The organism is Geodermatophilus sp. SYSU D00684, assembly GCF_054050455.1.
The window spans coordinates 47,176-60,061 of sequence record NZ_JBJGZI010000001.1; the positions used below are offsets into that span (position 1 = coordinate 47,176).

A 12,886-nucleotide genomic window follows, 5' to 3' on the forward strand; every position below is an offset into this window, starting at 1 on the left:
CCTCGTCGGCGCGCGGGGCTGCACGCCGTCCCGGGCAGAGCCCCTACCCGTCCCCGGCCTGCTCACGCTCACCCGACCGGGAGCCCGGCCAGCCCGGCGACCAGGCCGAGCACGGCGCACACGCCGAGGGTGCGCAGCACCGACCAGCGGACGCGGAAGAGCAGCACCGCCGCCACGGCGGCGATCGCCAGCGGCACCCAGCGCAGCGTCGTGGGGTCGGGCAGCTCGAGGGCCAGCGGCCCGGCGTCGACCTCGGTGGTCCCGGAGAACAGTGTGTGGACGGCGAAGTAGACGCCCAGGTTCGCGACGACCCCCACGACCGCGGCGGTGATGCCGGTGAGCGCCGCCGACAGCGACCGGTTGCCGCGCAGCCGCTCCATGTAGGGCGCGCCGAGCAGCACGAACAGGAAGCTCGGCACGAAGGTCACCCAGGTGACCAGCAGCGAGGCGAGGACGGCCGCCACCCACGGGTCCAGGTCCCCGGACGCCCGGTACGCGCCGAGGAACGCGACGAACTGGACCACCATGATCAGCGGCCCGGGCGTGGTCTCGGCCAGCGCCAGCCCGCGCACCATCTCCCGCGGGGTCAGCCAGCCGTAGACCTCGACCGCCTGCTGGGCGACGTAGGCCAGGACCGCGTAGGCGCCGCCGAAGGTGACCACCGCGGCGCCGGAGAAGAACAGGCCCTGCTGGGTGAGGACGCTGCCGCCGCCGGTCAGGACGGCGACCGCCGCGACCGGCAGCCCCCAGACGAGCAGCCCGACCAGCAGCACCCGGACGGTGCGCCGCGCGCTGGGCGCCTCGTGGTGCAGGACGTCGTCGGGGACGACCGGCGGCGGGCCGGCGTCGGGCCCCTCGGCCGCCTTCCTCCGCGGCAGCGCCGACGGCCACCACCGGCCGAGGGCCCAGCCGGCGACCCCCGCGAGGGCGACGACGACCGGGAACGGCACGCCGAACAGCGCGAGCGCGAGGAACGCGACGACCGCCAGGACGACCAGGGCGCGGCTGTCGAGCGCCTTCTTCCCGACGCGGACGACCGCCTGGACGACGATCGCCAGCACCGCGGCTGCCAGGCCGGTGAAGACGGCGGTGACCGCGGTGGTGTCCCCGAAGGCGACGTAGACCGCCGAGAGCGCCAGCAGGGCCAGCACGCCGGGCAGCACGAACAGGCCGCCGGCGACCAGGCCGCCGCGGGTGCCGTGCAGCAGCCAGCCGACGTAGGTGGCCAGCTGCTGGGCCTCGGGGCCGGGCAGCAGGGTGCAGTAGTTCAGCGCGTGCAGGAACCGGCGCTGGCCGATCCACCGGCGCTCGTCGACCAGCTCGCGCTGCATGACCGCGATCTGGCCGGCCGGGCCGCCGAAGGTCTGCAGCGAGACGAGGAACCAGGCGCGCACCGCCTCGCGGAAGGACGGGTAGGCCGTGGCGGGCGCCACCGTCGGCCCGGCGGGGGTCGGGTCGGTCATCGGGGGCTCCGTCGGGTCAGGCCGGCTCACGGCCGAGCAGCAGGCGGCGGCGGGTGTACTCGTAGAGGCCGTCGAACAGCGGGCCGGAGACGGCGAGGGTGCGCTCGTCGTCTCCGGTCATCGACAGGCCGCGCAGCAGGACGTCGAGGCCGGGTGCCTCGGGGGCGTCGAAGCGGCCGTCATCCAGGTCGGCCTCGTGCACGATCTCGCCGATCCGCTCGAGCACGGGGTCGTCGAGCCCGTGGACGCGCAGGATCGTCTCGAAGGAGCAGTCGCCGCCGACGTGGCCCAGCGCGACACCGCGCATGTCGAACGGGGTGGCGTCGGGAGGGACGTCGGCGAGGTCGGCGACGAAGACGAACTGGGCGTCCGGGTCGACGAACCGGCGGATGAGCCACGCGCAGGCGGCGCGGTCGACGTGGATCCCGGCGCGGGTCGCCCACCTCACGGCCGGACCCCCCGCCCGGCCGTGACCGGCTCGCCGGCCGCGGTCGCCAGGGCGCGCAGCGCCGCGCCGGCGGCGTCCCGCTCGGGCGGGGGGAAGAAGTCCCGCCGTCCGACGGCCCGCCACTCCGCCCGCAGCCGCCGCAGCGCGCGGGCGCGCCCGGCCGGCGGTTCCGCGACCGCCGCGGTGCACTGCGCCGCCAGGTCGCGGTACTCCTCCGCCCGGGCGGCGGCCATGCCGGCCGCCAGCTCGCGCTCCTGCCCGGCGGTTGCCGGGTGCGCGGTCCAGATGCCGGCGCTGCCACCGGCGGCCAGGACGTCGTCGGCGAGCCACTCGAGCGCCTCCCGCGTGCGGGCGTCGGCCGGCAGCGCCACCACGCCGTCGGCCAGCTGCGCGACGCCGAGCCGGCGCAGCCGCCGCCACAGGGTCGTCCGCGGCCCCGAGGGCTCCCGCGGCAGGCGGTAGGACAGCAGGACCCACTCGCCGGTCGCCGTCACGACGCTGATGCAACCACGGTTGCACCGTCCACGTCCAGGGCCCATGACGACGCACGGGTCAGGCCGCCGGCGCGAGCAGCGGCGCCGGGATGGCGATCTCGGTACCGTCCGGTCGCCGGGTGCGCCATCGGCCGTCGGGTTGTCGTTCGACCCGGAAGCCGTGGTGGACCTTGGTGTGGTGCCGTTCGCACAACAGGGCGCTGTTGTCGAGCGAGGTCTCGCCGCCGTCGATCCAGTGGACCAGGTGGTGCACGTCGCACCACCACGTCGGCGCGCCGCAGCCGGCGAACACGCACCCGCCGTCGCGCAGTTCCGCCGCCTTGCGGATGTGCCGGCTCATCAACCGCTGCTCCCGGCCCAGGTCCAGCGGGGCGCCGTCGGGGCCGAACACCACCCGGGACACCGCCCCGTCGCAGGCCAGCCACCGCGCCCGGGCGGCGGAGATCGTCGCCCCGAAGCCCATCGCCCCGGCGTTCGGGCTCCCGTTGGGGTCGACCAGGTCGTCGACGTCGATCACCACGGCGATCTGCGGCCTGTGCCCGCGCAGCGTGGGCAGCGTCCCGGCGGCGAGGGCGTTGTCGGCGACCTGCACCAGCGCATCCCCGAGCCGCTGGGCGCGGGTGCGCTCGTCCCCGGCCGGGCGGTCGGCCTGCACGTGCGCCTCCAGGGCGGTCTGCAGCCGCTCCCCGCCGACCGCGTCCAGGTGGCCGCGGAAGGACAGCGACCCGTCGGCGTGCTTCGACAGGGTCAGTGACCGGCCCTCGGTCGGATCGGGCTCCGGCCCGTCGGGATCGAGGTCGGTGCAGTAGTGCTGCACCACCTGGACCAGGTCGGCGTGCGCGCACTCGACCGCCACACCGGTGAACACGGCGTCGATCACGGTCAGGTCCACCCCGGCCGCCGCGGCCGCGGCCAGTCGTTCGGGCGTCACCGCCTTCGCCGCGACCGCGACCTGCTCGGCCGACACCAGCCCCGCCCCGTGCGCCTCGACCAGCGCCGGCAGGTGCTCCAGCGCCCGCCCGTTGCGCACCAGCCGCGACGCCTCCGCCGTGGACAGCCGGCAGTGCCCGCGCAACCAGGAGGCCATCGACCTCAGGCCGTCCCGCTCGGGCGCCTGGGACAGCTCCGCGGACCGCACCGCGCGGGCCAGCCGGGCGTCGATCCGGTTCCGTTCGGCGACCAGCGCGGCGACGTCGTCGAGGACGTCACCGCCACCGGAATCACCCGAACACATGATCGAAGTCTAGTGGATCCGACAGCCTCGCGCAGTGCGAATCCCCAGGTCACAGGCCTGTCCACAGACCTCGCTGACCCCTTGCGCGGCGACCAGCGGGTACCTCCGCGATGACTCCCGCGGGGCACACCGGTCACCCCTGCATGACCCTCGTCATCGGCGACATCACCGTCTCCCTCGACGGCTTCGTCAGCGGCTCCGGCGACGGCGTCGAGGCCCTCCACGCCTGGGCGCTGCAGAGCGACCACCCCGTCGACCGCGGCGTCCTGGAGCGGCACGCGGCCGCGAGCGGTGCCGTCGTCATGGGCCGGCGCACCTTCGACGACGTCGACCGGGGGTGGAGCGACGGGATGGGCTACGGCGCCGCCGTCGACGCCCGGCCGCCGTTCTTCGTCGTCACCAGCAGCCCGCCGGAGCACCACCGGCTCGCGGCCACGCACGACTTCACCTTCGTGACCGCGGGCCCGCCGGCGGCCCTGGACCGGGCGCGGGAGGCCGCCGGCGACCGCGACGTCTTCGTCATGGGCGGCGGCGCGCTGGTCGGCTCCTGCCTGCGCGACGGCCTGCTCGACGAACTGCGCCTGCACCTCGCCCCTGAGGTCCTCGGCGCCGGCACCCCGTTGTTCACCGACGCCGGCCCGCACCGACTGGAGCAGGTCGCCGTCGAGGTCTCACCCGTGTGCACGCACCTGACCTACCGGGTGCGCCGCTGACTCAGGGGCGGCGGGAGCGGAAGTCGCCGCGGCCGGTGTCGCTGCGCCAGTCGTCGAAGGACTCGCCGGTGAGCTCCTCGAGCAGCGCGACGTCGGGCAGCAGCGGCGCCAGGACCTCGCGCCGCACCTCCACCGGCATCGGCGGCCGCGGCGCCCGCTGCGCGTGCAGCGCGGCCAGCAGCGGCCGGGACGCCTGCCGCCACACCCGCGGCGGGGCGTACGCGCCGAGCGCCGCGCCGGCGCGGGCGACCCGCGCCAGCGCCCGGTAGCGGGTGGTGTCGGCGACGAAGGGCTTCACGTTCTCCGGCGCCACCGTGTGCGCCACCCCCTCCTCGACGCCGAGGAAGGCGCTGACCCGGTCCAGCGTCTCGCGCGGGGAGTCGACCAGCTGCCGGTACCGCAGCAGGAGCACCTGCTCCCGGGGCAGGACGGAGTACAGGTCGCGCAGCTGCTCGCCGTAGCGGCCGAGCCCGCGGTAGTGCCAGAACGGCGCCCAGCCGGCGGCGACCCGGGACTCCTCGCGCTCGACGGCGGTGGCGAAGTCGGCCTCGGGCTCCAGCCCGTCGGCGCGCAGGTGCACCCAGTTCGACCAGGCGCGGTCCACCGGGTCCCGCACGATCGCGACGACGCGGACCCCGGGGACGTCGGCGGCCAGCCGGCGGTGCGCGGCGCGGTCGTACAGGTAGAACGGCGTGCTCTCGCCGCGGACCGTCCCGGGCGGGGCGCCGTCGAACAGGCGCAGGTAGTCCGCGCGGCGCCAGACCCACTCACGGGCGCTGTGCGCGTCGCCCGGACCGCGCTGGCCGCTGCGCGCGGGCGGGCCGCCGTCGGTCAGGTAGTACTTCGGCTCCTTGACCGGGGACAGGTAGAGCCCCGGGTGGGTGGCCAGCGCGGCGTGCAGCGCCGTCGTCCCGGCCTTGGGCGCCCCGGCCAGCACGAACTGGGGCAGCCGGTCGGCGTCGGTGCTCATCGGTCCCCTCCCTGCCCGCGGCGGCCCGCGGTGTACACACGGGGAGGCCCGCCCCCTCCCCCGAACGGAGCCGCCGCGTGACCGCGTCCGCGCCCCGCCCGCCGGCGCCCGACCGCTTCTGGTCCGACGCCGAGGTCGTCGTCGAGCCCGAGGACCCGCGCCCGGGCTCGTGGGCCGGCGGCCCGTCGGCCCAGCTCGTCGACGGCACGTGGTGGCTGGCCTACCGGCTGCGCCGCCCGGTCGGTGAGGGCCGCGGCTTCGGCAACGTGGTGGCCCGCTCCGACGACGGCGTGCGCTTCCAGCCGGTGGTCGCGATCGGCAAGGAGCGCTTCGGCGCCGAGTCGCTGGAGCGCCCGGCGCTGGTGCACACCCCCGACGGCCGCTGGCGGCTCTACGTCAGCTGCGCGACGCCGGGCTCGAAGCACTGGCGGGTCGACCTGCTCGAGGCGGACACCGTCGAGGGGCTGGCCACCGCGCAGCCGCGCACGGTGCTGCCCGGCGACGCCGCCACGGCGCCCAAGGACCCGGTGGTCCGCTGGGACGGCGACCGGTGGCACCTGTGGGCCTCGGTGCACCCGCTCGACGACCCCGGCGCCACCGACCGCATGACCACCGAGCACGCCACCAGCCCCGACGGCGTCACCTGGACCTGGCGCGGCACCGCCCTCGCCGGCACCGAGGGGAGCTGGGACGCCCGGGGCGTGCGGTTCACCGCGGTGGTGCTCGACGGCTCGCGCACCTGGGCGCTCTACGACGGCCGGGCCACCGCGGAGGAGAACTGGGAGGAGCGGACGGGCCTGGCCGAGCACGACGGCGAGCTGGGCTTCCGCGCCGCCGCGGGCGGGCCGTACCTGCAGAGCCCGCACGCGCCGCACGGGCTGCGCTACGCCGACGTCGTCGCGCTGCCCGGCGGCGGGGCGCGCTGGTTCTACGAGGCCACCCGCGCCGACGGCGCCCACGAGCTGCGCACCGTCGTCCTCCCCGCCTGACCGGCCCGTCCGCGTGCTCGACACGCGGTAATCCCTACCAGACCGATGGACTTGACAGGGTTTGCCGGGCGGGGTCGGATGGTCGACGTGGCACCCGCCCTGACGCTCACCCGCCGGTCCGCCGTGGACCTGCTGCGGGTGGCCAGCGCGCTGTGTCCGGCCGCCTGAGCGCCCGACCGCCCCTCGCCACCCTCCGCGCCGCCCCGACCGGATCCCGGCGTGCCCTGCTCAGGAGAACCCGTGACCCCCCTGCTGCCCCCTGCCGACCTCGCCGCGCGCACCGCCCCCGCGCGCACCACCTCCGCCGCCGCCCTGGCCGCCGCGCTGCTCGCCGTCGCCGACGAGTGGCTGCCCCGCGTCGAGTACCGCGAGGGCAGCCGCTGGACCGGCCTGCTCCCGACCGAGGACGCCGCCGGCCTGGTCGACCCCTCCCTGCGCGCCGACCTCGCCGACGCCCAGGTGTGGCTGCTGACCTGGCTGCCCGGCCAGGGCACCCCGCTGCACGACCACGGGGGCTCGGCAGGCGCGTTCGCCGTCGTCGGCGGGGTGCTCACCGAGGACGTCGTCGGCGGGCGCCCCGGCGCCGTGCGCGAGGCGGCCACCGAGCTGTGGGCCGGCCGGGTGCGGCCGTTCGGCCCCCACCACGTGCACCGGGTGACCAACCGCGGGACAGTGCCCGCCGTGAGCGTGCACGCGTACACCCCGCGCCTGTCCCTGATGACCAGCTACCGCCTCGAGCACGGCACCCTGCTGCGCACCGGCACAGAGCAGGCAGGCGTCGACTGGTGACCGGCCGTCCGCCCGGCGCGAAGAGCGTCGACCAGCTGTTGGAGGAGGCGCGCTCGCGGATCACGCGGGCGACGCCGGAGGAGGCCGCGCGGCGGGTCGCCGACGGCGCGGTGCTCGTCGACATCCGCCCGCAGTCGCAGCGCGAGGCCGACGGCGAGGTGCCCGGCGCGCTCGTCGTCGAGCGCAACCACCTGGAGTGGCGGTTCGACCCGGAGAGCGACGCGCGGGTGCCGCAGGCCACCGGCTACGACGTCGACGTGGTCGTGCTGTGCCAGGAGGGCTACACCTCCAGCCTGGCCGCGGACGCGCTGCGCTCGCTCGGCCTGGCGCGGGCCAGCGACGTGATCGGCGGGCACCGCGCGTGGGTGGCCGCCGGGCTGCCCACCACCGGCGCGAGCGCCTCCTAGACCGGTGCGGGGACGGCGGCGCGCGACGGAGGCCGCCGCCGTCCCCGGACCACCGCCGTCAGGCCCTGGTCACAGGACGGCGATGCCGGGCTCACCGTCCGCCACGCCGGTGAGCACGCGGAAGGTCCGCTCCGCCATGAGGTCCGCGCCGAGGTCCCGCTCCGCCCGCGCCCGGGCCCGCGCGCCGAGGGCGGCCCGCCGCGCCGGGTCGGTGAGCAGGCCGCGCAGCGCCGCGGCGAGCGCGCCGGCGTCGTCGACCGGCACGACGACGACGTCCTCCCGCAGCGCGCGCCGCACCCGGCCGACGTCGGTGCTCACGCACGGCAGCCCCTCGGCCATCGCCTCCAGCAGCACCAGCGGTCCCGCCTCCACCCGGGAGGACACCACGAACAGGTCCAGGCCGCCGAGGAAGGCGCGGTGGTCGTCCACCCAGCCCGGGAAAGCGACGGGCAGGCCGTCGGCCGCGGCGCGCAGGGCGTCGCCGTCGCGGCCGGCGCCGCCGACCACCGCCTCGAACGGCACGTCGAGCCGGCGCAGCGCGGCGAGCAGGACGTCGAAGCCCTTCTGCGCGGTCAGCCGGCCGAACGCGCCGATCCGCGGCACCGCGTTGCCGGCCGGCCCGGCGGGGTCGGGCGGCACGTCGACGCCGTTGGGCACGACGAGCGCCCGCGCCGGGTCGACGCCGAGGTCGGCCACCACCTGCAGGCGGCCCTCCTCCGAGGGGCTGACCACCGCGCCCATCCCCCGGTAGAGCGCGGACAGCACGCCGTGCTCCTCCCCGCCGCGGGTGTCGCCGACCAGGTGCAGCACGCCGACGGTGGGCGCCACCTGCTGCGCGGCGGCCACCGCGGCGGCGTTGGAGGCGGGGTCGACGAGGTTGACCACCACGACGTCGGGGCGCTGCGCGGCCAGCGCCGCCCGGGTGCGCGGCGCCGCGGCGGTGTGCCGGGTCAGCGGGACGACGGTGCGCTCGACGTCGAGGTGCGCGAAGCCGTCCGCCACCGGCTCGGCGCACACCAGCGACGCCGTCCAGCCGTTGTCGGCCGCGCGGCGCAGGTGGTGCGTCAGCCACACCTCCGCCCCGCCCCAGCCACTCGAGTCCGCGACGAACGAGACCCTCACGAGGCGGCCAGTTCGAGCGCGGCACCGGCCACCGCGGACGGCGAGACGGTCGACGCGCAGCGGAACTCGATCGGGCAGGCCAGGTGCGGGCACGGCGCGCACGCCACCGCCGGGGTCAGCGCGCGGTGCCGCGGGCCGGGGTGCGCCCACCGGACCGGGTCGCCGGGCAGGAAGACGGTGACGCTGCGGGCGCCGACGGCCGCGGCCAGGTGCGCGGAGCCGGTGTCGTTGCCGACCAGCACCGCGCTGTCGCGCAGCAGCGCGGCCAGCCCGCCGAGGCCGGTGGCGCCGGTGAGGTCGACCGCGGGGGCGCGCATCGCCGCGACCACCCGGGCGGAGATCTCCCGCTCGCCGGCCACCCCGGTGACGACGACGTCGAGCCCCTCGGTGGCCAGCGCGTCGCCGACGGCGGCGTACCGCTCGACCGGCCAGCGCCGGGTGGGCGCCGACGCCCCGGGGTGCAGGACGGCGTAGCGGCCGGGCTCCAGCCCCGCGGCGGCGAGCGTGGCGGCGTGCTCGGCCTCGTCGTCGGCGGTGAGCGGGAAGCCCATGCGGGCGTCGCCGCCGGGCGGCAGGCCCAGGTGCTCGAGCAGCGCCACGTGCCGCGCGGCCTCGTGCAGGTGCAGCGGGTAGCGCAGGTGCAGCGCCTCGGTGCCCGGCGGCGGCTCCCAACCGGTGGGCGCGAAGCCGCCGGTGAGCCGGGCGCCCAGGGCGGCGGTCACCCGGTTGGCGGCCGGCCGGTCGCCGTAGGCCTGCAGCGCCAGGTCGAACCCGCGGTCCCGCGCCGCGGCGGTGAACGCCGCCCACCCGGCGCGGTCGACCGGGCCGTCGGGTACGCCGTCCGCGCCGGGGAACGGCAGCAGCGCCACGGGGACGCCGAGGCGCTCGACCACCGGCGCCATGCGGCCGAAGGTCACCAGCGTGACCTCGACGTCGGGCCGGGCGGCGCGCAGCCGGCGCAGCGCGGGCACGGTGCACAGCAGGTCGCCCAGGCCCACCCGCAGCCGGACCAGGGCCAGGCGTCGGACGGCGGGGTCGGCGAGGGGCGCGGTCACCAGCGCCCACTGCCCCGCCGCACCGGCTGCGTAACACAACTCCATGACGCCCAACCGACGCGTGTCGCCGCTTCGTGGTGCACTACACGCTCGCCTGCCCCCCTGGTTCCCGCCGACGCCGGAGGTCCCCTGCGTGTCCCGCCCCGCTGCCGCCCTGCACGTGCTGCGCCTGTGCAGCGTGTTCGAACCGCCGGCGGCCCGGCCGGCCACGGCGCCGGGGGCGCTGCCCGGGGAGCTGGACGCCCGCGCGGCGCGGTTCGACCCGATCGGCGGCATGCAGAACCACACGGCCACGCTCACCCGCTGTCTCGACGCCGCCGGCGTCGCGCAGACCGTGGTGACCGCCCGGCTGGCCGGCCCGCGCGGGACGACGTCGCTGGGCCGCGGCGCCCGGGTGTCCCGCACCGGGCTGCCGGTGCCGCGGCTGCGGCAGCTGTGGGCGCTGTGCGGGCTGCCGGCGGCGCTGCGCGCCGGCCGCCGGGTGCCGGTCGACGTCGTGCACGCCCACCAGGGCGAGGACCTCGCCACGCTGCCGCTGGCCCGGCTGGCCGCGCGGGTGCACCGCGCCCCGCTGGTGGTCACCGTGCACTGCAGCGTCGGGCACACGCTGACCGGCCGGAGCCCGAAGGTGCGGCTGCTGCGGGCCCTCGGCGGCTGGGTCGAGCGCAGCACGTTCCGCCGCGCCGACGCCGTCGTCGTCCTCACCGGGCGGACCGCGGCGGCCCTGCGCGCGGACGGCGTGCCGGCCGACCGGCTGTCCACCATCCCCTCCGGCTTCGACCCGGCGCTGTTCTCCGGCGGCACCCCCGACGTGTTCCCCGGGGTGGCGCGGCCGCGGATCGGCTACGTCGGCCGGCTCGCGCCGCAGAAGGACCCGGCCACGCTGGTGCGCGCGTTCGGGCGGATGCGGGAGGAGGCGTCGCTGGTCGTCGTCGGCGACGGGCCCGACCGGGCGCTGGTGCACCGGCTGGCCGCCGAGAGCCCCGCGGCCGGCCGGATCACGCTGGCCGGCTTCGTCGAGCACGCCCGCGTGCCCGCGGTGCTGGCCTCCCTCGACGTCCTCGTGCTGCCCTCGGCCTACGAGGAGATGGGCTCGGTGCTCACCGAGGCGATGGCCGCGGGCCTGCCCGTCGTCGCCAGCGACGTCGGCGGGATCCCCGAGGTGGTGCAGGACGGGCGCACCGGGCTGCTCGTGCCGCCCGGCGACGTCGGCGCGCTGGCCGCCGCACTGGACCGGGTGGCCGGCGACGACCTGCTGCGCGCCCGGCTGGCCGCCGGCGCCCGCGCCCGCTCGGCCGCGTACGGGTGGCCGGCGCTGTCGGCGCGGGTGGCCGCCGTCTACGACCGGGTGCTGGGCGTCGACTCCGGCCTCGAGCCCGCCGCGTGACCCCGCGGGTCGCCGTCCTGGTCCCGGTGCACGACCAGGCGGCGTTCCTGCCCCGGGCGCTGGAGTCGCTGCTCGCCCAGGAGGAGACGGCGTGGGAGGCGGTGGTCGTCGACGACGGGTCCCGCGAGCCGGTCGCCGTCCCCGCCGACCCCCGGCTGCGGCTGGTGCGCACCGACGACAACCGCGGCCTGGGCGCGGCGCTCAACCGGGCGCTGGACGAGACCACCGCCCCGGTCGTCGCCTACCTGCCCGCCGACGACGTCTGGTTCCCCGCGCACCTCGCCACGCTGCTCGACGCCCTGGCCGACGACGGCGTGGCGCTGGCCCGCGCCGACCTCGACGAGCCGGCCGATCCCCCCTACGCGCAGCTGGTGCAGGTGGCCCACCGGCGCACCGGCGACCGCTGGACCGAGCGCGGGGAGCTGGAGACCGACGACCTCGACCGGCTGATGTGGTCGCGGGTGACCGCATACGGGACGACGACCGGCACCGGCCGGGTCACCTGCGCGTGGACGCGGCACCCGGGCCAGCGGTCGCGGGCGATCCGCGAGTCGTCCGACGGCGGCCTCAACGTGTTCCGCAGCCGCTACCGGGTGGCCGGGCCGCTGCGCTTCGCCTCCACCGACGGCGGGGAGACCGACGAGGTCGTCCGGTACGCGCGGTTCCGGGAGCGGGCACACCCGCCGTCGCCGGACGGGCTGCGCGTCCTGGTGGTCGGCGAGCTCGCGTTCAACCCCGAGCGGGTGCTCGCGCTGGCCGAGCGCGGGCACTCCCTCACCGGCCTGTGGACCACCGACGGCCTCGGCGACTCCACCGTCGGGCCGCTGCCGTTCGGGCACGTCCCCGACCTCGACCGCGACCGCTGGCGGGACGGGGTCCGCGCGCTCGCCCCCGACGTCGTGTGGGCGCAGCTCAACTGGCGGGCGGTGCCGTTCGCGCACGCCGTGCGGCAGGCGTTCCCGGACCTGCCGTTCGTGTGGCACTTCAAGGAGGCGCCGCAGCGCAGCGTCGTGCGCGGCGAGTGGCCGCTGCTCGCCGACCTCGTCTGCGGCGCCGACGCCTGCCTGTTCGCCACCGAGGAGGAGCGCGACTGGTTCGCCCTCGCGCTGTCCGGCCGGGTCGACCCCGCGCGGCTCGGCGTCCTCGACGGCGATCTGCCCAAGCGCGACTGGCTCGACGCGCCGTTCTCCCCCCGGCTCTCCGACGCCGACGGGCAGCCGCACGCCGTCCTCGCCGGCCGGCCCTCGGGACTGGACCTGGACTGGGTGCTGGCGCTGGCCGACCGCGGCGTGCACACCCACCTGTACGGGCAGGTCCGCGCGCCGGGGGCGAAGGGCTCGTGGACCGGCTGGCTGGACGAGGCGCTGGCCCGCGCGCCGGGGTTCGTGCACGTGCACCCCGCCGTCGGGCCGGAGGACTGGGTGCGCGAGCTGTCCCGCCACGACGCCGGCTGGCTGCACCGCTTCGACTCGGCCAACGGCGGCGACCTGCGGCGGGCCGGCTGGGACGACCTCAACTCCCCCGCCCGGCTGCCGGTGTACCTGGCCGCGGGGCTGCCGCTGCTGCAGCGGGCCAACCCCGGCTCGCTGGTCTCGGTGGAGCGGGTGCTGCGCGCCGACGGGACGGGGCTGTTCTACCGCTCCGCCGACGACGTCGCCGCGGCCCTGCACGCCGAGCTCGGGACGCGCGCGGGGCACGCCGCCGCCGTGGCCGCGCGGGAGCGGCACGTCTTCGACGCGCACGCCGACCGCCTGGTGGACCTGTTCCGCTCCATCGCCCGGTAGAACCGTCGGACCCCGCTCCTACCGTCGGCGC

14 protein-coding genes are annotated in these 12,886 nt (G+C 77.6%); 7 read left to right on the forward strand and 7 right to left on the reverse strand.

Annotated features, from left to right (window positions below):
- Positions 1–68: 68 nt before the first annotated feature.
- Genes chrA through ACI79L_RS00255 form a run of 4 tightly spaced genes read right to left on the reverse strand, consistent with a single transcriptional unit; the run spans position 69 to position 3,639 of the window.
- Positions 69–1,463 (reverse strand): chromate efflux transporter, encoded by a 1,395-nt coding sequence (gene chrA / locus ACI79L_RS00240; protein ID WP_456934836.1) that lies wholly within the window; start codon positions 1,461–1,463, stop codon positions 69–71.
- A 16-nt stretch (positions 1,464–1,479) separates the two neighbouring features.
- Complete coding sequence (locus tag ACI79L_RS00245; protein WP_456934837.1) at positions 1,480–1,911, reverse strand: chromate resistance protein ChrB domain-containing protein; 432 nt, start codon at positions 1,909–1,911, stop codon at positions 1,480–1,482.
- Entirely contained in the window at positions 1,908–2,405 is a 498-nt protein-coding gene (locus ACI79L_RS00250; protein ID WP_456934838.1) for a Chromate resistance protein ChrB, read from the reverse strand. The genes ACI79L_RS00245 and ACI79L_RS00250 overlap by 4 nt, the downstream gene beginning before the upstream one ends.
- Positions 2,406–2,463: 58 nt before the next feature.
- Positions 2,464–3,639: a DUF222 domain-containing protein gene (locus tag ACI79L_RS00255; protein ID WP_456934839.1), complete on the reverse strand. Its 1,176-nt coding sequence runs from the start codon at positions 3,637–3,639 to the stop codon at positions 2,464–2,466.
- A 143-nt stretch (positions 3,640–3,782) separates the two neighbouring features.
- Here ACI79L_RS00255 and ACI79L_RS00260 point away from each other — a divergent pair, with 143 nt between their 5' ends.
- Entirely contained in the window at positions 3,783–4,352 is a 570-nt protein-coding gene (locus tag ACI79L_RS00260; RefSeq protein WP_456934840.1) for a dihydrofolate reductase family protein, read from the forward strand.
- A gap of 1 nt (position 4,353) precedes the next feature.
- Here ACI79L_RS00260 and ACI79L_RS00265 read toward each other — a convergent pair whose 3' ends face one another.
- On the reverse strand, positions 4,354–5,322 hold the full coding sequence (locus tag ACI79L_RS00265) for a sulfotransferase family protein (RefSeq protein WP_456934841.1): 969 nt from the start codon (positions 5,320–5,322) through the stop codon (positions 4,354–4,356).
- Between the two features lie 77 nt (positions 5,323–5,399).
- On the opposite strand from ACI79L_RS00265, the gene ACI79L_RS00270 reads away from it, so the two are divergent.
- The 4 genes from ACI79L_RS00270 to ACI79L_RS00285 all read left to right on the forward strand — a co-directional run bounded on the left by ACI79L_RS00270 (position 5,400) and on the right by ACI79L_RS00285 (position 7,507).
- Positions 5,400–6,311 carry a hypothetical protein gene (locus tag ACI79L_RS00270; protein ID WP_456934842.1) on the forward strand — a complete coding sequence of 304 codons (912 nt, stop codon included), beginning with the start codon at positions 5,400–5,402 and terminating at the stop codon, positions 6,309–6,311.
- A gap of 78 nt (positions 6,312–6,389) precedes the next feature.
- The gene (locus ACI79L_RS00275; RefSeq protein ID WP_456934843.1) at positions 6,390–6,479 is read left to right on the forward strand and encodes a putative leader peptide; all 90 of its coding nucleotides are present in this window, start codon (positions 6,390–6,392) and stop codon (positions 6,477–6,479) included.
- 72 nt (positions 6,480–6,551) lie between these two features.
- Positions 6,552–7,100, forward strand: coding sequence for a cysteine dioxygenase (locus ACI79L_RS00280; RefSeq protein WP_456934844.1), 549 nt, complete (start codon positions 6,552–6,554; stop codon positions 7,098–7,100).
- A complete protein-coding gene (locus ACI79L_RS00285) occupies positions 7,097–7,507 on the forward strand; it encodes a rhodanese-like domain-containing protein (protein WP_456934845.1) in 411 nt (136 codons plus the stop codon). The genes ACI79L_RS00280 and ACI79L_RS00285 overlap by 4 nt, the downstream gene beginning before the upstream one ends.
- A 69-nt stretch (positions 7,508–7,576) precedes the next feature.
- Here ACI79L_RS00285 and ACI79L_RS00290 read toward each other — a convergent pair whose 3' ends face one another.
- Together ACI79L_RS00290 and ACI79L_RS00295 are read right to left on the reverse strand one after the other, a co-directional pair.
- Positions 7,577–8,629, reverse strand: a complete 1,053-nt coding sequence (locus ACI79L_RS00290) for a glycosyltransferase (protein ID WP_456934846.1) — start codon at positions 8,627–8,629, stop codon at positions 7,577–7,579.
- Complete coding sequence (locus ACI79L_RS00295; RefSeq protein ID WP_456934847.1) at positions 8,626–9,729, reverse strand: glycosyltransferase family 9 protein; 1,104 nt, start codon at positions 9,727–9,729, stop codon at positions 8,626–8,628. The genes ACI79L_RS00290 and ACI79L_RS00295 overlap by 4 nt, the downstream gene beginning before the upstream one ends.
- Positions 9,730–9,817: 88 nt before the next feature.
- On the opposite strand from ACI79L_RS00295, the gene ACI79L_RS00300 reads away from it, so the two are divergent.
- Together ACI79L_RS00300 and ACI79L_RS00305 are read left to right on the forward strand one after the other, a co-directional pair.
- Positions 9,818–11,071, forward strand: a complete 1,254-nt coding sequence (locus ACI79L_RS00300; protein WP_456934848.1) for a glycosyltransferase — start codon at positions 9,818–9,820, stop codon at positions 11,069–11,071.
- Positions 11,068–12,855 (forward strand): glycosyltransferase family 2 protein, encoded by a 1,788-nt coding sequence (locus ACI79L_RS00305; RefSeq protein WP_456934849.1) that lies wholly within the window; start codon positions 11,068–11,070, stop codon positions 12,853–12,855. The genes ACI79L_RS00300 and ACI79L_RS00305 overlap by 4 nt, the downstream gene beginning before the upstream one ends.
- Positions 12,856–12,886 lie beyond the last annotated feature (31 nt).